Origin of the sequence: Marinobacter sp. G11 (genome assembly GCF_021282325.1) — a bacterium.
GTDB classification, from domain to species: Bacteria; Pseudomonadota; Gammaproteobacteria; order Pseudomonadales; family Oleiphilaceae; genus Marinobacter; species Marinobacter vinifirmus.
Genome location: NZ_JAJSPB010000041.1, coordinates 1 through 21,907, shown reverse-complemented (window position 1 = coordinate 21,907; position 21,907 = coordinate 1). Strand labels below are relative to the sequence as shown.

The following is a 21,907-nucleotide window of genomic DNA, read 5'->3' as shown; positions in this document are numbered from 1 at the left end:
ATTCTGATGCATGGTCTCCTCCTTAACTCTTGGATAGTGTCTGCAACCTCTATCCTGGCGCATTGCGACGCCGATTTGGAGTGGGGAGGAGACCATCCCATCTCGGAAGGACACGGAAAAAAGAAAAGTGATTTGCCACGAAATCCACTAAAGAACACGAAATTAAAGACGAAGACGTTTTAGGTTCTAGTCAGTAATCTTTGTTCGTGTTTTTTCGTGGATTTCGTGGCAAAAAAGTCTTTAAGTCTTTTATTTTTCCGTGTCCTTCCGTGGATTCCGTGGCAAAAAAGTCTTCAGTCTTCCCCCTCCGCAGCCTTCAGTCGAATAGCCATTCCCACGGCCATCCCGTACAATATGGCGCTTCTATTCAATACATCCATTCTGTTCAGTCTGGAGCAAAGCATGTCTGATATTAAAAAGGTGGTGCTGGCCTATTCCGGTGGCCTGGATACTTCCGTTATTGTTCGGTGGTTGCAAGACACCTACGGTTGCGAGGTGGTGACCTTCACCGCCGACATCGGCCAGGGCGAGGAAGTTGAGCCGGCGCGTGCCAAGGCGGAAGCGCTGGGCGTTAAGGAAATCTACATCGAGGATTTGCGCGAAGAGTTTGTGCGCGATTACGTGTTCCCGATGTTCCGCGCCAATACCATCTATGAGGGCGAGTACCTGCTGGGCACCTCCATTGCCCGCCCGCTGATTGCCAAGCGTCTGATCGATATTGCCAATGAAACCGGCGCCGATGCCATTTCCCACGGCGCGACCGGTAAGGGCAACGACCAGGTGCGTTTCGAGCTGGGCGCCTATGCGCTGAAGCCGGGCGTGAAGGTGATTGCTCCCTGGCGTGAGTGGGATCTGAACTCCCGCGAGAAGTTGCTGCAGTATTGCGAAGAGCGCAACATTCCGGTGGAAATGAAGAAGGGCAAGAGCCCGTATTCCATGGACGCCAACCTGCTGCACATTTCCTACGAAGGCATGAACCTGGAAGATCCCTGGGCGGAAGCCGAGGAAGAGATGTGGCGCTGGAGTGTGTCTCCGGAGGCCGCTCCAGAGAAGCCGACTTACGTTGAGCTGACCTACAAGAAGGGTGACATTGTTGCCGTTGATGGTCAGGAAATGAAGCCGCATGTGGTGCTGGAAACCCTGAACAAGCTGGCCGGCGAGAACGGTATCGGTCGTCTGGACATCGTAGAGAACCGCTACGTGGGCATGAAGTCCCGCGGCTGCTATGAAACACCGGGCGGCACCATCATGCTGCGCGCTCACCGCGCCATCGAGTCCATCACCCTGGACCGCGAAGTGGCTCACCTGAAAGACAGCCTGATGCCGCGCTACGCCGAGGTGATCTACAACGGCTACTGGTGGTCCCCGGAGCGTGAAGCCTTGCAGGCGCTGATCGACCAGACCCAGGAATACGTCAACGGTACTGTTCGCCTGAAGCTGTACAAGGGTAACGTAGACGTTGTTGGCCGGAAGTCTGAAGACTCCCTGTTCGACGAGAAGATCGCCACCTTTGAAGAAGATCAGGGTGCGTACGATCAGAAGGATGCGGAAGGCTTTATCAAGCTGAATGCACTGCGGTTGCGGATTGCGGCTGGTAAGGGGCGTAAGCTCTAAGTAATTGAGTTAGCCGGTTAGCATCGGGGTCAGACCCAGGCCTGAAATGACAAGTCTCGACTTGTCATTTCAGGCCTGGGTCTGACCCCTTTTTTATGCCAATAAAAAAGCCAGCTCATGGGAGCTGGCTTAAAAAATATTTCGGAAAGAACGAAAGTGCCTGAAAAATTCGTTAATCCTGTGGGAGAGTACCCATACGGCGGCGGAGGTACTGCACGGCTCCTCCGCCATGGGTGGATACTGCTTCATTCCACGATGCTAGATTAAGGCCTTCCGTTCTCTCTGTCTGTTTGTGATCTGTGTCGCAGTGTTACGGTGTGTAGTTCTTATACGCCTTCCCGTATTTCCGGTGTGATTTCCACGAAGCGACGGGTTTCGTAGGCATCTATCAGACCTTGTATTGAGGCTTTTTCCATATCCTGTACAGACGGCGTGCCTTCTTCAGCGCTGGCGCGGCACAGGGCCATGCCGGCTTCTACGGAAATGTAGCCGGCGGTGGTTTTCAGGGCCTTGTGGTTGATGCCGTCGAAGATGCGCCGGAAGGCGGTGGGTGTGCAGTGGTCGCTATTCGGGAAGTAAGACACAATCACGAACTGGTTGTCACCAATGCGGCACAGGGCGTCGATGGGGCGGATCAGGCTGTTCAGGCGGCGGGCGATGCCGATGGCCAGTTCGCTCATCACGCTGGGCGGGTGCTTGCGCTTCAGGTCTTGCCAGTTACGGATGCCGCACATGACGTAGGCGCTGGCGCCGCCACGGGATTCGGCATGGCGCAGGATTTTCTGCAGGCGCTGGCGGGCGTACCTGGCGTTGCACAGGCCGGTTTCCATGTCGATGATGTTGCTGGATTCCAGCTCCCGGTTGTTCTCCACCAGTAAGGCGTTGGCCCGCAGCAGGGTGTTCTGGCGGTCTGCCATACGGTCTGCAGCGAAGATGCGGGGAATCAGCTGCTTGGTCATGTCGGACTTGTAGATGAAGTCATCCACGCCCCGGTCGAAGGCTACCGAGAGGGCTTCCACGCTTTCCCTGGCTGTCAGCAGGATCACGTAGGTGTAGTGGTTGGTCTGCTCGTCCAGCTGACGTACCTGGTCTGTGAGTTCCAGGCCGTCCATTTCGGGCATCAGCCAGTCGGCTATCAGGACGCTCACCGGGCGTTCTTCCATCAGTTTCAGGGCCGCCGGGGCGTTGTTGGCGATGCGTATGTCGCGGTAACCGGCATTTCGCAAGGTGCGGCCAACCACCATACTGCTGAATTTGGCGTCGTCTACTACGAGGATGGGAAGGTCCAGGTTTGGCATTGTTTATCTACTTCTTACCAGTCCATTGTCGGGTGCGGTTCGCCTTGGCTCTTGGTATGCTTTGGCGGTTCCGGCGCAGCCGCTGTTAATCATCTCGCCACAGTATACTCTGGGTGGCCTTTGGAGAATGACGACCATGCCTTCTTTTGACATAGTTTCCGAAATTGAAATGCACGAAGTAACCAACGCGGTGGACCAGGCCAAGCGTGATCTGGGCAACCGTTGGGACTTCAAGAATGTAGACGCGAATATTGAGCTGGAAGACAAGCGGATTACCGTGAGCGCCGAGCAGGAATTCCAGCTGGAGCAGCTGATTGATCTGCTGCGGATGGCCTTTGCCAAACGCAATATCGATGCCCGTGCCCTGGCGGAAGACGGCGAGAGCAAGGCCGGCAAGCTGGTGAAGCAGCACTTTGCCCTGAAGCAGGGTATTGAAACCGATATGGCCAAGAAGATCGTGAAGATGATCAAAGACCAGAAGATGAAGGTGCAGGCCAGTATTCAGGGTGACAAGGTGCGGGTAACCGGCAAGAAGCGGGACGACCTGCAGGAAGCCATTGCCATGCTGCGCGAAGCGGAACTGGATATCCCGCTGCAATTCAATAACTTCCGCGACTGATCCGGAGATTTCACTATCGTACCCGGCACCCGCCTTGCCCTGCTGAAAGACGCCCTGTACACCTACACCCGCTGGCAGGTGATCGCCATGCTGTTTCTGGGGTTTTCAGCGGGTCTGCCGTTTTTGCTGGTGTTTTCCACCCTGAATGCGCGGCTGGCGGATGTAGGGGTGGAAACCGCGACCATCGGCTTTTTCAGCTGGCTGGGCATTACCTACTCCATAAAAGTGTTTTGGGCCCCGGTGGTTGACCGGCTGAAGCTGCCGGTGCTGAACCGGTTGTTCGGCAAGCGCCGGAGCTGGATTTTGCTGGCCCAGGCGGGCATTGCCACCGGCCTGTACCTGATGGCGGCGGTGGACCCCCTTTCTGCCCCGGAAACCCTCGCCCTGTGCGGGTTGCTGGTGGCGTTCTCCTCGGCCACGCAGGATGTGGCTATTGATGCCTACCGTATTGAAATCGCCGAAGAGCGGCTGCAGGCGGCGCTGGCGGCGACCTATATCTTCGGCTACCGGCTGGCGTTGCTGGTGGCGGGTGCCGGGGCTTTGTACCTGGCGGAGTTCTGGTCCTGGCAGGTGTCTTACCAGGTGATGGCGGCGCTGGTGGGTGTGGGTGTGCTGACGGTGCTGGTGGCCCGGGAGCCTGAGGTGAACCATTTTGCTGCGGCCGAAGACATTGCTGAGAAAGTTCAGGAAGAGGCTGCACGCCGTGGGCACCTTCCGCCCCGACTGGCGAAGCTGGCGGGCTGGTTCTACGCCGCCGTGGCCGGGCCCTTTGTGGACTTCTTCCGCCGCTATAAAGAACTGGCCATTATGATTCTGGTGCTGGTGGCCGTGTACCGCATTTCAGACATTGCCATGGGTGTGATGGCCAACCCTTTCTATCTGGATTTTATGGGGTTCAGCAAAACCCAGGTGGCCGATGTGACCAAGGTGTTCGGCTTCTTTATGACCATTCTCGGCTCGATGGTGGGCGGGGTGCTGGTGGTGCGCTACGGCGTGCGCCGGATTCTGCTGGCCGGGGCCATCATGACCGCTGCCACCAACCTGCTGTTTGTGGTGCTGGCCCAGTACCCGCCGGATATCAAGTTGCTGGCCCTGGTGGTGAGTGCCGATAACCTGAGTGGTGGGATTGCTAACGTGGCGCTGATTGCCTGGTTGTCGAGCATGACCAGTGCTTCGTTTACGGCGACCCAGTATGCGTTGTTCAGTTCGCTGATGACGTTGCCCGGTAAGTTTTTAGGTGGGTTTTCGGGGATTGTGGTGGCGGATTTTGGGTATGCGCAGTTCTTCCTGGTGGCTGGGGTGATGGGGGTGCCGGCTATTTTGTTGGTGCTTTATATTATGCGGCATGGGGCTAGGTTGGATGCGTTGGCTCCGGTTAAGGGTTGATTTGGGAGTGGGCTTAGGCAACGGGGTCAGACCCTCTCGCGGCCCTAAGGCCCAAAGACGCGAGCGGGTCTGACCCCTGCGCGATCCTGCGCGAGTGGCTCTGACACCTTACGATGAGCAGCTGATGTTCAGGTGTTTGCCCCAGTCTGGGGGTAGGGCGGCGTAGTGTTCGAACTGGGGTTGTTCGTCGAAGGGGGTTTCCAGCACTTTGAGTAGCTCTTTCATGGGCGCGTAGTTGCCGTTCTGGGCTTCCATGATGACTTGCTGGGCCAGGTAGTTGCGCAGGATGTATTTGGGGTTTACCTGGCGCATGGCGTATTCCCGTTCGTCGTGGGCGCGGGTTTCTTTTTGCAGGCGGGCTTCGTAGCGTTCCAGCCATTCGTCTGCCACGCTTCTGTCTGCAAACAGGTCCCGCACCGGGGCGTTGCCGTGGCGGTGCAGGTTGGAGATGCCGCGGAAGAAGCGGGTGTAGTCTACCCGGTGTTCGTGCAGCATGCTGAAGGTGTCCATGATCAGGGCCATGTCTGCGTCGTCGGTTTCTTCCAGCCCGAGCTTGGCCTGCATGTTGTGTTTGAAACGCTGGTTGTAAGCGGTTTCATAGCTGCCGAGGCATTCGCGCACGGTGTCTTCTTCCATAATCGGCAGCAGGGCGTTGGCCAGGTAATGGCAGTTGGTGAAGCCGATCTGGGGCTGGCGGTTGTAGGCGTAGCGGCCTTCGTGGTCGGAGTGGTTGCAGACGAAGCCGGCGTCGAAATCGTCCAGGAAGGCGTAGGGGCCGTAGTCGAAGGTGTCGCCGATGATGGACATGTTGTCGCTGTTCATCACGCCATGGCAGAAGCCGACGGCCTGCCAGTCGGCAATCAGCCGGGCGGTGCGTTCCACCACTTCGGTGAACCAGCGGGCGTGGCGCTGCGGTTCCGGCAGTTCAATCAGGTGCGGGAAGTGCAGTGAGATTACCTGCTCCAGCAGGGTTTTCACCGCCTCCGGGCCTTCGTGGTAAGCGGCGAATTCGAAGTGGCCAAAGCGGATATGGCTTTTGGCGACGCGCATCAGGGCGGCGGCGGTTTCGATGGATTCACGCCGGACCGGGTCTTTGGCGCTGATCATAAACAGCGCCCGGGTGGTTGGAATGCCCAGCCCATGCATGGCTTCCGAACACAGGTATTCCCGGATGGTGGAGCGCAACACCGCCCGGCCATCGCCAAAACGCGAATAGGGCGTGGTGCCCGCGCCTTTCAGGTGCCAGTCCCACCGCGTGCCATCCGGCGCCACAGTTTCCCACAGCAATAACCCCCGGCCATCCCCAAGCTCCGGGTTGTACATGCCGAACTGATGGCCGGTGTACTTCATGGCCACCGGGTCCATCCCTTCCAGCAATTCCGCCCCCGCGCCGATCTGCGCCCAGTCCTGCTCATCCTGAACATGAAACCCCAGCTGCGCCGCAAGCTTGTGGTTAAAGTACACCATCTTTGGCTGCGAAAGCGGCGTGGGCTTCACCCGGCTGTAGAAGCTGTCCGGCAGGTCCAGGTAGCGGTGTTCAACTTTGAAGGTTTCGTTGGTCATGGATTGGCCTGGTTTTTGAATCGGTCTCTAAAACGCGGTCAGACCCCCAGTACATTTGGTGCCATGAAATGTATCGGGGGTCTGACCCCCTCAGAGTGCAGAGTGGAGGTGGCGAATGCAACCACAGCTGGTGGTTTTTACCGATCTGGATGGCACTTTGCTGGACCACCACAGCTATAGCTGGCGGGCGGCATTGCCGGCGATGGAGCGGCTGGCGGCTAACGGGATTCCGCTGGTGCTGAATTCCAGCAAGACAGCGGCGGAGATGCGGGAGTTGCAGCGGGCGATGGGCCTGCGGGCGCCGTTTATTGCCGAGAACGGGGCCGCGGTGGTGATTCCAGCGGGATGTCTGAACAATCCGCACGACGAGGTGGTGCATTTTGGTGTTCCCCATAACGAGCTGATGCGCACACTTTTGGTGCAGCGGGAGGCCGGTGCACGATTCCGGAGCTTTTCTGACCTGTCGGCGAGTGAGCTGGCGCTGCTGACGGGGCTGAAAGAAGGCGAGGCAGCCCGGGCAAAACAGCGCCTGGCTACCGAGCCTTTGCTGTGGGATGGAACCGACGCCGAACTGGCGCAATTCCGCGCGGCGCTTGAGCTTGCAGGTTTGCGACTGGTGCAGGGCGGGCGCTTCTGGCATGTCATGGGAACCTTCGATAAGGCGGAGGGGGCCCGGTTCTTGCTGAGTCGTTACCAGGAGTGTTTCGGCAATGAGCCGTTAATCACCATCGCCCTGGGCGACAGCCCGAACGACCAGCGCATGCTGGAGGAGGCAGATATCCCGGTGGTGATAAGCGGGGCGAACAGTGAACAGCTGCAGTTTTCGCCCACCCGGCACGCCATGCGCTCCCTGAGACCCGGCCCCGAGGGCTGGAACGCCTGCGTACTCAACCTGCTTCTGGAGTACGGTTACCAGTAAAGGAGAGCCGCCATGGGCGACTTTTACCAGAACGGCATTGTTACCACCCTGCATAACCTTGTGCGCCGACCGGTGGAGGACATCGAGGCAGACCTGATGCGCTTTCGCAAAGAGCGGCCGATGTCGCTGGTGCTGCCATCCCTGTATTCGGAACTCGAAGGCCCGGCGCTGCAGAATATTGTGCAGGAGCTCACCCGGGTGCCGTACCTGGACGAGGTGGTGATCGGCCTGGACCGGGCCAATGAGGACCAGTACCGACATGCCTTGGAATACTTTTCGGACCTGCCGCAACCGTTCAAGGTGTTGTGGAACGACGGCCCGAGGCTGCGGGCGCTGGATTTGAAGCTGCGGGAGCAAAACCTGGCGCCGACAGAAATGGGCAAGGGCCGGAACGTGTGGTACTGCTTCGGCTATGTGCTGGCTTCCGGCGTGAGCGAGTCTGTCGCGCTGCACGATTGCGATATTCTGACCTATTCCCGGGACCTGCTCGCGCGGCTGATCTACCCGGTTGCTAACCCGGGCTTCAACTACATGTTCTGCAAGGGCTATTACGCCCGGGTGGCGGACAGCAAGATGAATGGCCGGGTCAGCCGGCTGCTGGTGACGCCGCTGATCCGCGCCCTGAAGAAAGTCTGCGGGCCTAACGATTTCCTGGATTACCTGGACAGCTACCGCTACCCGCTGGCGGGTGAGTTCTCTTTCCGCACCGATGTGATCAATGACCTGCGCATCCCCAGCGACTGGGGCCTGGAAATCGGCGTGTTGTCGGAAATGAAGCGCAACTACGCCACCAACCGGCTGTGCCAGGTGGATGTGGCGGATGTGTATGACCACAAGCACCAGGAATTGTCGCCGGAAGACGCCAGCCGGGGCCTGTCGAAGATGAGCATGGACATCGCCAAGGCGCTGTTCCGCAAGCTGGCGACCAATGGCGAGATCTTCTCCAACGAGAAATTCCGTACCCTCAAAGCGAGCTATTTCCGCATCGCCCTGGATTTTGTCGAGACCTACCAGAACGACGCCATGATCAATGGCCTGAGTTTTGACCGCCACAAAGAAGAAAAGGCGGTGGAACTGTTCGCCCAGAACGTGATGCGCGCCGGGGCGTACTTTCTGGATAACCCCATGGATACGCCGTTTATCCCCAGCTGGAACCGGGTGACCAGTGCCATTCCGGATATTCGCGAGCAGCTGCTGGAGGCGGTGGAGCTGGACAACGAGGAGTTTCGGCCATGAGCCAGTCACTGGAAAGCCGGCTGGTGGCGATGCTGGAGGTGGTTTATCCGGCGCTGGATTGCGAGTTTCTGTCGGATCAGTTGCTGGATGCCATGGGCCTGGACCCGGAGGCCGAGCCGCCGCCCGCGCACCAGAACAACTGGAGCCAGGCGGATGTGGTGCTGATCACCTACGCCGACACGGTACAGCGCCCGGATGAAAAACCGCTGGTGACCCTGAAGCGGTTTCTGGACGACTGCCTGCGGGAGTCGGTGACGGCCGTGCACATTCTGCCGTTCTTCCCCTACAGCTCAGACGATGGCTTTGCGGTGATGGATTACCTGGCGGTGAACGAATCCCACGGCAGCTGGGAAGATATCGAAGCCATCGCCCGGGATTACAAACTGATGGCGGACCTGGTGATCAACCACATGTCGGCCCGCAGCCGCTGGTTCGAGAACTTTCGCAAGCGGGTGGGGCCGGGCAAGGATTATTTTGTTGAAGCCAACCCCAAAGATGACCTGAGCCAGGTGGTGCGGCCCCGCACCTCGCCCTTGCTGAATCCGGTGCAGACCGAGGACGGCGAGCGCTATGTGTGGTGTACCTTCAGCGAAGACCAGGTGGACCTGAATTTCGCCAACCCGGAGGTGCTGATCGAATTCGCCGGTATCATTCGTTATTACCTGGAGCGGGGCGTGAAGATTTTCCGGCTGGATGCGGTGGCCTTTCTCTGGAAAGAGCCGGGCACGCCCTGTATTCACCTGCAGCAGACCCACGAGCTGATCAAGATTCTGCGGCTGCTGATTGAGCATCACACGCCAGACACCGTGGTGATCACCGAAACCAATGTGCCCAATCGGGAGAACCTGACCTACTTCGGCAACGCCAACGAAGCCCATGCCATCTATAACTTTTCATTGCCGCCCCTGCTGATCAACACCCTGGTGACCGGTAATTGCCGCCATTTGAAAACCTGGCTGATGGGCATGCCGCCGGCGCAGATGGGCACCACCTACCTGAACTTTATTGCCTCCCATGACGGCATAGGGATGCGCCCCACCGACGGGCTGCTGGACGAAGACGAGAAACAGAGGCTGATCAATACCCTGGAATCTTTCGGGGGCAAGGTGTCTTACCGGCGCACGGCCGATGGCCGGGATCAGCCCTATGAAATGAACATTGCGCTGTGGGATGCCCTGAAAGGCACGGCCGAGGGTGGAGCAGACCACTGGCAGCTGCAGCGCTTTCTGTGTGCCCACACCATCATGCTGGCGCTGGAAGGTATTCCGGCTTTCTATATTCACAGTCTGCTGGCCACCGGCAACGACCTCGACCGTGTGGAACATACCGGCCGGCTGCGTTCCATCAACCGTAGCCAGTGGAAGCTGGACAGCCTGGAAGCAACGCTGGCCGATCCTCTCAGCCATCACAGCAAGGTGTACAGGGAACTCAAACGCCTGATTGCCATCCGCCGGGCCCAGCCCGCCTTCCACCCCAACGCCACCCAGTTCACCCTGCACTTGGGCCTGCAACTGTTCGGCTTCTGGCGCCAGAGCCTGCGCCGGGAACAATCCATCTTCTGCATCCACAACATCAGCGCCGAAGTGCAACAAGTGGCCCTCAGCGACATCAACCTGATCAGCACAGACCAATGGACAGACCTGCTCTCAGACCAGCCCATCGAAGACCTCAGCGGCACGATTACCCTGAAACCCTACCAATGCCTCTGGCTGGGGGTCAGACCCCCGATACATTTGGCATGACGAAATGTACTGCGGGTCTGACCCGCAGTGGCTGAGGTAGCCGCTGAGCCGAATATGGGTTGTAATCGGCTCAGGTTCTGATCCGAATAGGCAGGTTTTTTCGGCTCATGTATATCTGACAAGAACAAGACTGGCCGCGTTTCACGTGGGGTGAGGGTGCTCTGCGCTCCTCGGTTGCTTGATTCTGCCGGCGAGGAATTTGGGGAAGGCATCAATGCCCGGAAGTACCAGTCTCTGGCTAAGGTCAGCAAGGCGACGGCTACGCGGGATTTGACGGACTTAGTGGAGAAAGGTTGTATTTTTCAGTTAGCCGGGGGCGGACGCAGTACCCGCTATGCCTTGTTGCTGCACAGTGACTGATTGACCAAGCCGGTTTGTGACCGGGTTGTTTGTAATGCCGTGACGGGTGGTTATAATCGGCGCAGCTCAGGATGAGTTTGTTATAACCAATTAAACTTCAGGGACCGAAGTTATGCCCCAGGCAAGCGGATTGCAGTTCACCGCCCGTGTAGGCGAATTCCCCTCTGATCACTTTTCGGTAGTTGGCTTCGCGCTGACCGAACAGCTGTCTTCCTTGTTTCATGGCCGGTTAGAGCTGGCCAGTACTGACCCAGACGTGGCCGCTGCCGACATTCTGGAACAACCGGTAGACCTGGTGGTTTGGCAGGATGGGCAACCGTTGCGCCGTTTCACCGGCGTGGTGAATGAGTTTGTTCGTGGCAACACCGGCCACCGTCGCACCCGCTATGAAGTGGTCATCCAGCCGCCGTTATGGCGCCTGGGCCTGATGCACAACAGCCGCATCTTCCAGACCCAGACCACCGACGCCATCGTGCGCACCCTGCTCGAAGAGCGGGGCATTGTGGATTCGGTGTTTGATCTGAAGCGCCCGCCGGCCGAACGGGAATACTGCGTTCAGCACCGGGAAAGCGACCTGCAGTTCATTGAACGACTGGCCGCCGAAGAAGGCTGGCACTACCGTTACCAGCACGGCAGCGTGGATGGCGAAGAGCAACCGGCGTTAATCATCGCCGACCACCACGGCGACGCCCCGAAACTGGACCCTGTGCCCTGCAACACCCAGGCCGGCGGCAGCACCCAACAAGCCTGCGTGTTCAGCTTTGCCTACGAAGAGCGGGTGCGTGCTTCCTCCGTAGCCACGAAGGACTACACCTTCAAGAATCCGGCCTACGCCCTGATGCACGAACACAGCGCTGGCGGTATGAATCACCGGGAAGACTATCAACACTACGACTACCCCGGTCGCTACAAGGACGATGCCAGTGGCCAACCGTTCACCCAGGCCAGACTGGACGCCCTGAGAAACGACGCTTCCCTCGCCAAGGGCAAAAGCAACCGACCGGACTTCACCCCCGGTGCTAAAGTGGAACTGCAGGACCACGACAGCCAGAGCCTGAACCGGGAATGGCTGATCACCGCCATCACCCACACCGGCAAACAGCCCCAGGCCCTGGAAGAAGAGGGTGGCAGCGAACCCACCAGCTACCACAACACCTTCAGTGCTATCCCGGCCGACAAAACCTGGCGCCCCCTGTGTAATCACAAACCCGTGATGGACGGCCCCCAGATGGCCCTCGTCACCGGCCCGGAAGGGGAAGAAATCCACTGCGACCAGTACGGCCGGGTGAAAGTACGATTCCCGTGGGACCGTTATTCCAAGAACGATGAACACAGCAGCGCCTGGCTGCGCGTGGCCCAGGGCTGGGCCGGCGGCCAATACGGCTTTATGGCCCTGCCCAGAATCGGCCACGAAGTGATAGTCAGCTTCCTGGACGGTGACCCGGACCAGCCCATCATCACCGGAAGAACCTATCACGCCACCAACACACCGCCGTACGCGCTGCCGGAACACAAAACCCGCACCACCCTGAAAACCAAAACCCACAAGGGCGAGGGCAGCAACGAACTCAGATTTGAAGACGAAGCGGACCAGGAACAGATCTACGTCCACGCCCAGAAAGACCTGGACCTGCTCACCGAACACAACCGCACCGAAGTCATCAAGAACGACAGCCACCTGACGGTGGAAAACAACCGCTTCAGCCACACCAAAGGCAATAGCCACCACACCACCGAAGGCGAACGACGGGAAAGCATCGGCGCCGACTACAGCCTCACCGTTAACGGAAGCCACCACAGCAAGCAGGGCAAGAACCAGCTGGTGGAAGCCGGTACGGAGATTCACCACAAGGCCGGTATGAAAATTGTGATTGAGGCTGGTGCCGAAGTGACACTTAAAGCGGGTGGTAGTTTTGTGAAGGTGGACCCGAGCGGGGTGACGGTGTCTGGGCCTTTGGTGCGGATGAACTCCGGGGGTGGGGCTGGGAGTGGTAGTGGGGTTGGAGTGAAGGGGCCGTCGTTGCCTGGCCGTTTGAACGAATTAACGGCTAACAATGACCCTGTGCAAATGGCGGAAACCGGCGCCAGAGCAACAGCAGGGCCTTCTGCAGCCTCGGTGCCTGCGTTGAAGTCTGCAGCTAAAAAGGATGTTGCTCTTGTGAAGCAATGTGGCCGCCAACCGGATGGTTCTTGTGCCATGGAAGCCTGTGCATGTGAAGGAGACGTTGCATGATGGGGCTGGATGAGAAGACCATTGAGCGAGCATGGCTACTGATTGATGGCGCAGTATTTGATGCTCCCAGATTCATCTATGAATACGATGATCAGCCGGAACTAGAATACCTTTACCTTGGCACGCCCCATGAGTCGGTCATCGAGGTGAGTCCCTGCCTTGTAAAGCCTTCGCCATCATCACGAATATGGTCAGAGAAGCCAATGTGGCAAGACCATGCCGTTGTCCTGATGGCAGACGAGATCCTGCCCGTATTGGCCAATCATTTACGAAGCCTGTTGAGCGTTAAGTTGTCTGATGGTGGCTACTCCTATCTCAGGTTCTATTCTCCAAAGCAGCTGGTCAGGTTGATGGGAGCGTTCAGTGATCCGGAGCGAGACCAATTCAGTGGCCCGATAACAGATTGGCTGGCTTTCCAAGCTGATGGTCAATGGCGGCGATTCAGTGCAGATGGCCAGAGACCAGCCAGGCAGGCTTCTGAGGAAGGCTGGTTTGTTCTTGCTGATCACCATATTGAGGCCCTGGCCGCTATGGCCAAAGATGAGTTCATGACCCGGTTGGCCCAATACCTTTCCCTGAACGATGCGTCCAGGCTGAACGCACTGATTCAGCAGGCCAGCTGATTTGGGTTCCGTACAGAAAAAGAAGTAAGCCGGTTTGCAGAGCTGGCTGTAGTGCACGGAGAGCGCATTGAGCATCCGGAATTTCAGGCTATTTTGTCCAGTTCTGAAATGCCAGCAGGTATGCGCTTGAGTGAAGTGGATAAACGTTTGGCATATGGAGTTGCCTCATGAGTTCCGAGTACACGGTCAAGTCCGGCGACACGCTTAGTGCAATTGCACAGCGGCACCAAACTACCTTAAGCAGCCTTCTGAGACTGAATCCGGATATCGACAATCCCGACCGGATTTTCCCCGGGCAGAGGCTAAAACTGCCCGCCGCCAACGATGCGGATTTCTCCCACTGCGAGGTCGGACAGGTTGCCCAGGAACCACCATGTGCAGAAGAAATTGTGGAAGTTGTCCATGTCACGGGTTCTGATGAGTTGATCCTGTTGACGAAAGAGGAGCTCTCCGAGTGGCTTGAGGAAGAAAAATTCGTTTGTGGTCCAATCAATGAGTTTTATAAAAAGTTGGATAAGCTCAACGACGGCGACCAGTATTCAGAATTGAGTCCGACGGATGGTGAAGGCCAGTTGTTGTCGGAAGTTCAGGAAGAGAAAGAGCGCTTAATTGAAGAACTGGAAGCTCGCTCCGTTCTTACTAACGATATGCAGAGCATACCGCCCATAACCGAGATCAAAAGGCTTGCCGGTAACACCCATAGAACGTATGTGCGTTCGGACAAAATGAAAAATCACTGGCGGCGTTATTCCATAGCGGCAAGAGATCGGGCGCGGAGTGATGGATGGTTAACCGAGAATGGTGTCGACCCGGCAAAGCTGAAGGATGCCATTCGAAGTGAGCTCAATATCAAGTTCAACGCAACATTGTGGGAGCCAGATCAGAATGGCGCCCTTATGACGACATTGAACAAGTTTTACGACGAAGCATCCTGGTCGATCTGGGGTGATGCCGAGGCAAGACAAAAAGCGATCGACGAAACTGGCTTTGATGCGTCGGCTGAGGCTCAGTTCATGCGATTTGCCGCGGGGGGAAGTGCTTCTGGTGAGTTTGATCCGAAAAAAGGCAGGGTTCACTTTCAAGCGAAGCTAGAAGGCCAGTTTGCTCTGGCACAAGGCAAAGTGGGTATTGAGCAGGCGTTTCCTGTGAATAATCGGTCGGAAATCCAGATCCCTTACCGGATGGGCGGCTGGGATGGCGAGCGGAGAATTGCTTCGCTGGGGTATTTTCAGGCCGCCATTATGGCGTCGCTTTCGGGATTTGCCGGTGCCTCGGCGCTTGTTGCCGGTAATGTTCATGTATCTACTACCGATGGTTTTCCAACGATAAAGGGGATTGCTGCCAGGCAGAACGGACAGAAAGCAGAAATAGAGGGAGGCGCATTTGCGGGTATCCGCGGCGGGTGTGAAGTTGCGGGTGAACTGCGCTGGAGAGATGTTCTAACTGAAGCGCGAGAGTGGGATAAGCTCTGCAGTATCGGGAAGAAGGTCGAGGCTGCGTTTGGTGCGGGAGCGGAGCTTAATATTCGGTTGCACTTCAGTGAAACCACAGGAAAGTTTTATTGCAATGCCCACGCAGGGCTCGTTTTGGGCGTCGGACCCTCAGGAAGTTTTCTTTTGGAAATAGAAGCCCAGAAAATCATGCGAATGCTGCATTTTATATATAACGCATTGCTTGATGTGGACTTCAGGTATTTGGAGTTATTTGATCCTGATTCGGAAGCGTTCGGTTGGTATAAACGAATGAGTTTGTTTGCATTGGCGCGTGGAGTTACTGCTGTTGCGGCAGCTCATGAGTTTTCAACGAGCTTGGTGGCCGGGCTGGCTGAGTTTGTAGAAGATGTATTCGTTGGACGGAATCGTGAGCGGTTGGGAGCAGAGCTTGCTCAAAATATTGTCAGTGATCTTGCTCTAGAAGAGAACGCCGTTTTCTTGCATTCCCCTCCGGAAGTTAAAGGCATAGTCCTGGATAATATTATCTACGATTGGTGGGTCACCCCGGGCATTTGGAGTAGTAACGATATAAAGATTCGAGCGGTGAGTGAGATTCTTGCATCGTTTCAGAGTTGGCGTGATTTCGAAGAAACGGTATTTCGGATGAATCCTGAGGGCGTTGCCAATCGGGAGGATTTTCAAGAGAACCTTGATCGCCTGTTTGAGTTCGTTGGAAAAGGTGAAGCCGATCAGAGGTTATTCATTTATGAGCTGAGGAGTAAAGTCGCAATCGCGGGTAGACCAGTGCAAATGGACCCATTTAATGCCTGTCGAATATGCGGGATAGCTTAGGAGGCTTTGATAGATGTCGCGTGTTGATCCACTGAAAGTAGCTTGTTTGGTATTGGTGCAAGCGTTTATTTCTGGCTGCGGCGAGGATGATACCGTTGCTCTTGTTCTGGAACAGGCAAAAGACAATCAGGTGTTTGTGGAAGGCGGAGAGTTTGTTCTTGGAGATATTGGGAAGCCTGACGGTAGCCCTTACGTGACTCTGACTGATCATAGCCGTCCTGTAGTTAAAGTTAGAGTCGATAGTTACTCCATCTCTCGATACGAGACGACTTGGGGCGAGATGGCGGTGTACTACGAAGAGCTCAATCGACGTCACCTGTACGCGGAGGAATTTACGCTCAAAAAGTACGTGTTAGTCTCGGATGAACCGCTGTCACCTAACTATTACCGGAAGCCTGCCCAAGTACCAAACTACGGAGAGGCTGAGGGATATTGCGCTTGGCTGGCAGAGCGTACCGGGCTGCCTTTTGCTCTGCCTACGGAAGCTCAGTGGGAATATGCGGCTCGAAGCCGGGGGAGGGGGGTGCCCTACGCCACCGATACTGGGGATGTCGAGAGGGACCCCTACCTGCGCCGCCCGAAAGAGTATGTTGACCCTTCGATACCTCCTTCTGGTAACACCCTGATGCACTCTTCGCTGAAGTTCGAACGCCGACCAGTTGGAAGCTACCCACCAAATCCGCTTGGCCTTTACGACATGACTGGAAACGTAGCGGAATGGACGCAGGATTGGTTTCAAGAAGATTACTATAGATATGCTCCGTATGATAATCCGCGGGGCCCAGAAGCACCCTCCAGTCAGGGAGAGTCCATCAAAACGGTGCGAGATTGGGGCGGCCGTGGGGATTGGTTTGGAGGTGGTGGGACTGTTTTCGCGCGGGGTGGTCGATCCGTGAATTCTTCAGGTATGGGCTTCCGCTGCGTCGTTAATCACTCCAAACCTATCAATTAATTACCCAACTCAATGTTTTCAAGGAGCGAAACAATGAAAACCCTTAAAATTCTTAAGTACACTTTCACACTCATCGGCGCAGCCATGCTGTTTGGTGCCTTCGCCAGCTATAGCAGTACCTCGGCCTTTATTGAACGGGCTACAGAAACCCGCGGGATAGTGACTGAACTAGCGGTCTCCCGCTCCAGTGATTCCACCAGCTACTATCCGATTGTTGCGTTTCAGGATGCCAGTGGCCGACAGATTGAATTTCAATCCCGATCTGGCTCAAACCCTCCATCCTTCAAACGAGGGGAACGGGTTTCCGTGCTTTATGAGCCTTCGGTACCGGAGAACGCACAGATCAACAGTTTCTTTTCGTTGTGGGGAATGTCGTTGATAGCTGGAGGGCTCGGCCTGGTGTTTACACTTGTTGGCGCTGGGGTGGTGCTATTCGGTGTTCTGAGGGGGCGATCAAAAGCTTATCTTGCAAAGCATGGCACCGAAGTACTCGCGAAATTTTCATCGGTCGAGCAGAACACAAGCCTCACGGTTAACGGCCGTAACCCGTTCCGAATCGTCTGTCAGTGGCAGCATCCCCAAACCGGTGACTTACACGTGTTTCGAAGTGGTAACCTGTGGTTTGATCCCAGTAACCACATCGAACGGGACACGGTGCCCGTGCTGGTGGATGAGAGCAACCTGAAACGCTACTGGGTTGATACGTCTTTTCTTCCAAAGCTGGCGGGTTAAGAGGCATCAGGCTGCACGCGGAAGCTATGTTTTCTTTACCCCCAAAGCACAAACATACTTCCGCTCATACCGCCGGTCAGCCCAGCCCTCATAAACCCGCTTGGCAATGGGATAGATCACCGGCCACAACAGCGGTTTGAACAGCCACCCAAACGGCGTATGGCTCCAGGCCCGCACGTTGGCGTGCAGCCCGGTTACCCATTCGCCGGTCCAGGTCATCAAATGTAGGCGGCGGAGGAGGTCTTCATGGGGTGGCAGCTGGGGGCTGCCTTCCGGTTGCTCGTGAATGTCTGCGAAGATGAGTTGCCCACGCTGCACTCTGCGCAGGGTTCGGATTTCCTTCGCGCACAGCGGGCAGCTGCCGTCGTAAAACAGGGTGTCGTATTTTGGGTTCATGCAGGTTCTGGTTATCCGGTGGCGTTTGATAACTATACGAGCCCCGTGGCTGATGGTTCAGCGCCGTGGCGTTTGTAATGCCCTGATAATGCAGCCACTTGTTCGAAACGCTACACTGGTGTCTTTGCGGAAGCGCAGGCTTCTGTGTAAACACTCACCAGGCCAGACTTGCACATGGAAGACCAGAAGCCCGACCAGACCGCTCCGGAAGACAAAAAAGCGTCAGCGCTTGCCGAGTTGTCCACTCCCATCTACGGCCTGTTCACGCTGGGGATTCTGTACACCCTGTACCTGGCCCACCAGATTGTTCTGCCGATCATTCTCGCCGTGCTCACCAGCTTGTTGTTGTCGCCCCTGGTGAAAAAAGCCAGGTTGAAATGGCATGTTCCGCGGGTGGTGAGCTCGCTTGTACTGGTGCTTGTGGTGCTGGCGGGTATTGTCGGTTTGGGGGTTGCGGTAACCGCACCGGCGCTGGAATGGGCTGAGCGCGCCCCGCAAGGTTTGTCGCGCCTGTTGGTGGGCGATAGTGAGATTATGCGGCAACTGGACAAAGTCACCCGTTCTGCGGAACAGGTGGAGAAGTCGGTAGAGGGTCTGTCGTCTGAGGACGGTAGTGAAAAACCGACAACCGTGGTGCTGCAGACCGATTCCTGGCGCAGCCAGCTGATGACAAAAGCCCGCAATGGCCTGGCCGGTCTGGCGCTGGCGTTGGCGCTGACTTACTTTCTGCTGGTCAGCGGCGACAGGTTGATCCGCAACTTCGTGCGGCAAATCCCCAGATCCCACCGCAAAACCGTACTGAGGATTACCCACGACTCCCAACACCAGATCGCCCAGTACCTGGCCGTGCTGGGCCTGAGCAACCTGTCTGTAGGCCTGATCACCGGGCTCACCTGCTGGGCCATCGGCCTGCCAGACCCGGCCGTATGGGGCCTGATCGCCGGCCTTGCCCGGTTTATTCCCTATCTCGGCAACATGCTCACCATCGCGCTACTGGCGCTAGTGTCGGCACTAACCCTGGACACCGTCTGGATGATGGCACTGGCACCGATAAGCTTCATCCTGCTCACCACCATCGTCGGCTTCTTCCTGGAACCCTGGATCCACGGATTCCGCATGGCCATCAACCCCGTCATCATCTTCGTATCCATCTTCTTCTGGGGCTGGCTCTGGGGCCCGGTAGGCGTACTGCTGGCCGTCCCCCTGATGACCGTAATTCAAGTGATCCTAAAACAAATCCCGAGACTACGTCCGGTGTACAGAGTAATTGCTCGATAAGCCGTCTCAAACACAACTGCTCAGCCAGGAACGGTGTTTCTTTCCCACTCAGGTGAAGCCGGCGGGAGGTGGGGGGAGTTTTTCTGGCAGGAAAAAAAATGTCTGAGCGAAGCGAGTTATTTTTTCCAGAAGAAAAACACCCCCCACCTCCCAGCCCGCCCCCAAACCAAACGGATAGGGACCCAAGGCAAATCCCCTGACACAAAGCCAGATCTTTCCTATGCTCAGTGAATCAAAGAATTCACCACAGCAGGAAGAATTCAATGCCCGACATCCCGCCCACCATGAAAGCCATGGTCCTCACCGGCCATGGCGGCCTGGAAAAGCTTGAATACCAGGATGTTCCGGTGCCCAGACCAGCAGCAGGCCAGGTTCTGGTCCAAGTAACCGCCACCGCCAAGAACAACACCGACCGCAAAGCCCGTGAAGGCCTGTACCCCACCAAAAAGGGCGAAATGACCTCATTCCAGATGGGCGGCAAACCCACGCTGACCTTCCCGCGCATACAAGGCGCAGATATCGTAGGCCGAGTAGTCGCATTGGGTGAGGGCGTCAGCGAACAACGTATCGGCGAGCGGGGCCTGCTGGACTTCAACATCTACGCCAACGACCGCACCGACATCAATCTTACGCCGGATTACTACGGCCATGGCGCCGATGGCGGCTATGCCGAATACGTGGCCCTGCCGTCTGACCAGTTTCACCATATCCCGAATCGGGAACTGGCGGATGCCGAGCTGGCGGCCATGGGCATGTGCTCCTACCAGACCGCCTACCACATGCTCACCTCTGCCAACGTGCAGACGGGCGAGCGGGTGCTGGTTACCGGCGCGAGTGGCGGTGTGGGCACGGCCCTGATCCAGCTCTGCCGGATTATCGGTGCCATTCCCTACGCACTGAGTCAACAAGACAAGGCCCAAGCTCTTCTCGATCTTGGCGCCGAAGCGGTGCTGGATCGCAGCAACATGGACACCTTCGTCGACCGGGTGAAGGCAGAAACGGATGGCAAACCCCTGGACGCAGTGATGGACCTGGTAGGCGGCGAGATGACCGACAAGTTCATCGACGCCATGATCTTCGACATGAACGCCCGCAGCACCTACCCGCGCCTGAGCATCGCCGGCGCCAGTGGTGGCAACATCAGCGAAATCCTGTGGACCCGAATCTACCTGTACCAGGTGCAGATCTTCGGCGTGTCTCACGGCACCCGCGAAGAAGCCAACCAGCTGATGACCTGGATACGCGATGGCCAGCTGAAACCCGTCCTGCACGGCGCGTTCAAACTGTCTGACCTGCACAAAGCCGAAGAGTATTTCGTGAACCGTGGCAGCAACTACCTGGGCAAGATCGTGATCGTGCCGGATGCCCAGTGGCAGGTACACGGCCAACCCTTTGCCGTGGGGGCGGGCGGATGAAACCTGAACTCACCATTCAATTGATGGATACCCACGCCGGCGGTGACGTCAGCCGCATCGTTACTGGTGGCATCATCGACTTGCCGGGAAATACGGTAAGGGCCCAGATGGAATACCTGCGCGACGACGCCGACGGCCTGCGGCGGTTGCTGCTGGAAGAGCCTTACGGCATCCCCGAAATGTCCGTAGACCTGATGGTGCCCGCCACCAACCCCGAAGCCGCCGCCGGTTACATCATCATGGAAGTCATGGGCTACCCCATCTACTCCGGCTCCAACACCATCTGCACGGCAACGGCAGTTCTGGAAACCGGCATAGTCCGGAAACAGGAAGGCAAACAACACTTCAAACTCGAATCCCCCGCCGGCCTGGTAAACATAGAAGCCACCGTACACAACGGTGTAGTAGAAGCCATCACCTGCGAAGGCCTGCCCAGCTACATCCACACCCACAACACCAGCATCAACGTACCCGGCATCGGCAAGGTCAACTACAGCGTCGCCTACAGCGGCGGCTTCTACGCCCTGGTAGACGCCAAATCCCTCGGCTTCGACCTCACCCTGGACGAAGAACGCCAACTAGCCCAAACCGCCCACGCCATCGTCGAAGCCATCCAGGCCGAAAGAGGCTTCTCCCACTACACCCTGGGCGACGTAGGCCCCCTCCCGTTCCTCCACTTCATGGGCCCGGTAGAACAAATAGCCGAAGGCTACTACCGCTGCCGCTCAGCAACCTACGTCCACCCCGGCGTCATCTGCCGAAGCACCACCGGCACCGGAACCTCCGCAAGACTGGCGTTAATGAACCACGAGGGCCAAATCAAACCCGGCGACAAACTCGAAACCATATCCCTGAGGGAAACCGGCTTCATCGGAGAATTCACCGAAGTGGAAAAGGCAGGGAAATACCAGGTGGTCAAAAACAACATAACCGGCAAAGCCTACGTCATCGCAAAGTCCGACATCGTAGTGAACTGCGACGACCCCATGGTGGATTGCAACGGCCTGACTCACATCCTCAAATCAGAAGATGTGCCTTAACCTGCAGAACCTATACCGCACACAAGCCATGGAGGCGAACGAAGTAAAGCCAGTGGGAGAGGGGGAGAGGTTCCCATAAAGTTAAGCCGGCGGGAGGTGGGGTGTGTTTTTCTGGCAGGAAAAAAGATGTCTGAGCGAAGCGAGTTGTTTTTTCCAGAAGAAAAACACACCCCACCTCCCAGCCCGCCCCCACAACTTAACGGATAGGAACCCAAG

At 57.0% G+C, this 21,907-nt stretch carries 17 protein-coding genes and 1 pseudogene; 15 read left to right on the top strand and 3 right to left on the bottom strand.

What is annotated here, in order from left to right:
• Positions 1-402 precede the first annotated feature (402 nt).
• A complete protein-coding gene (locus LWH94_RS17660; RefSeq protein WP_232903104.1) occupies positions 403-1,614 on the top strand; it encodes an argininosuccinate synthase in 1,212 nt (403 codons plus the stop codon).
• Positions 1,615-1,940: 326 nt separating this feature from the next.
• Here LWH94_RS17660 and LWH94_RS17655 read toward each other — a convergent pair whose 3' ends face one another.
• Positions 1,941-2,912, bottom strand: coding sequence for a response regulator (locus tag LWH94_RS17655; RefSeq protein ID WP_232903103.1), 972 nt, complete (start codon positions 2,910-2,912; stop codon positions 1,941-1,943).
• Between the two features lie 136 nt (positions 2,913-3,048).
• Here LWH94_RS17655 and LWH94_RS17650 point away from each other — a divergent pair, with 136 nt between their 5' ends.
• Entirely contained in the window at positions 3,049-3,531 is a 483-nt protein-coding gene (locus LWH94_RS17650; RefSeq protein WP_022989470.1) for a YajQ family cyclic di-GMP-binding protein, read from the top strand.
• 78 nt (positions 3,532-3,609) lie between these two features.
• Positions 3,610-4,917 carry an AmpG family muropeptide MFS transporter gene (locus LWH94_RS17645; RefSeq protein ID WP_232903102.1) on the top strand — a complete coding sequence of 436 codons (1,308 nt, stop codon included), beginning with the start codon at positions 3,610-3,612 and terminating at the stop codon, positions 4,915-4,917.
• A 108-nt stretch (positions 4,918-5,025) separates the two neighbouring features.
• Here LWH94_RS17645 and LWH94_RS17640 read toward each other — a convergent pair whose 3' ends face one another.
• A complete protein-coding gene (locus tag LWH94_RS17640; RefSeq protein ID WP_232903101.1) occupies positions 5,026-6,480 on the bottom strand; it encodes a protein adenylyltransferase SelO in 1,455 nt (484 codons plus the stop codon).
• Between the two features lie 115 nt (positions 6,481-6,595).
• Here LWH94_RS17640 and LWH94_RS17635 point away from each other — a divergent pair, with 115 nt between their 5' ends.
• The 9 genes and pseudogenes from LWH94_RS17635 (at position 6,596) to LWH94_RS17595 (ending at position 17,562) form a co-directional block, all read left to right on the top strand.
• Positions 6,596-7,399: an HAD-IIB family hydrolase gene (locus LWH94_RS17635; RefSeq protein ID WP_232903100.1), complete on the top strand. Its 804-nt coding sequence runs from the start codon at positions 6,596-6,598 to the stop codon at positions 7,397-7,399.
• A gap of 12 nt (positions 7,400-7,411) precedes the next feature.
• Entirely contained in the window at positions 7,412-8,635 is a 1,224-nt protein-coding gene (locus LWH94_RS17630; protein WP_094626104.1) for a glycosyl transferase, read from the top strand.
• Positions 8,632-10,377, top strand: a complete 1,746-nt coding sequence (locus LWH94_RS17625; protein WP_232903099.1) for an alpha-amylase family glycosyl hydrolase — start codon at positions 8,632-8,634, stop codon at positions 10,375-10,377. The genes LWH94_RS17630 and LWH94_RS17625 overlap by 4 nt, the downstream gene beginning before the upstream one ends.
• A gap of 171 nt (positions 10,378-10,548) precedes the next feature.
• Positions 10,549-10,737, top strand: a pseudogene (locus tag LWH94_RS19685) (DUF4172 domain-containing protein); the annotation flags it as partial.
• Positions 10,738-10,849: 112 nt separating this feature from the next.
• A complete protein-coding gene (locus LWH94_RS17615) occupies positions 10,850-12,970 on the top strand; it encodes a type VI secretion system Vgr family protein (protein WP_232903098.1) in 2,121 nt (706 codons plus the stop codon).
• The gene (locus tag LWH94_RS17610) at positions 12,967-13,593 is read left to right on the top strand and encodes a DUF4123 domain-containing protein (protein WP_232903097.1); all 627 of its coding nucleotides are present in this window, start codon (positions 12,967-12,969) and stop codon (positions 13,591-13,593) included. Before LWH94_RS17615 ends, LWH94_RS17610 begins: the two co-directional genes overlap by 4 nt.
• Positions 13,594-13,760: 167 nt before the next feature.
• Complete coding sequence (locus tag LWH94_RS17605; protein WP_232903096.1) at positions 13,761-15,878, top strand: LysM peptidoglycan-binding domain-containing protein; 2,118 nt, start codon at positions 13,761-13,763, stop codon at positions 15,876-15,878.
• A 13-nt stretch (positions 15,879-15,891) separates the two neighbouring features.
• Entirely contained in the window at positions 15,892-16,830 is a 939-nt protein-coding gene (locus tag LWH94_RS17600) for a formylglycine-generating enzyme family protein (RefSeq protein ID WP_232903095.1), read from the top strand.
• A 33-nt stretch (positions 16,831-16,863) separates the two neighbouring features.
• Complete coding sequence (locus LWH94_RS17595; protein WP_232903094.1) at positions 16,864-17,562, top strand: DUF3592 domain-containing protein; 699 nt, start codon at positions 16,864-16,866, stop codon at positions 17,560-17,562.
• Positions 17,563-17,586: 24 nt separating this feature from the next.
• On the opposite strand, the gene LWH94_RS17590 is transcribed toward LWH94_RS17595, so the two are convergent.
• Positions 17,587-17,958, bottom strand: coding sequence for a thiol-disulfide oxidoreductase DCC family protein (locus tag LWH94_RS17590; RefSeq protein ID WP_232903093.1), 372 nt, complete (start codon positions 17,956-17,958; stop codon positions 17,587-17,589).
• 174 nt (positions 17,959-18,132) lie between these two features.
• Between LWH94_RS17590 and LWH94_RS17585 the strand changes: the two genes are divergently transcribed.
• The 3 genes from LWH94_RS17585 to LWH94_RS17575 all read left to right on the top strand — a co-directional run bounded on the left by LWH94_RS17585 (position 18,133) and on the right by LWH94_RS17575 (position 21,691).
• The gene (locus tag LWH94_RS17585; RefSeq protein WP_232903092.1) at positions 18,133-19,236 is read left to right on the top strand and encodes an AI-2E family transporter; all 1,104 of its coding nucleotides are present in this window, start codon (positions 18,133-18,135) and stop codon (positions 19,234-19,236) included.
• Between the two features lie 263 nt (positions 19,237-19,499).
• Positions 19,500-20,651 carry a zinc-binding dehydrogenase gene (locus tag LWH94_RS17580; protein WP_232903091.1) on the top strand — a complete coding sequence of 384 codons (1,152 nt, stop codon included), beginning with the start codon at positions 19,500-19,502 and terminating at the stop codon, positions 20,649-20,651.
• Entirely contained in the window at positions 20,648-21,691 is a 1,044-nt protein-coding gene (locus LWH94_RS17575) for a proline racemase family protein (RefSeq protein WP_232903090.1), read from the top strand. The genes LWH94_RS17580 and LWH94_RS17575 overlap by 4 nt, the downstream gene beginning before the upstream one ends.
• Positions 21,692-21,907: the final 216 nt, after the last annotated feature.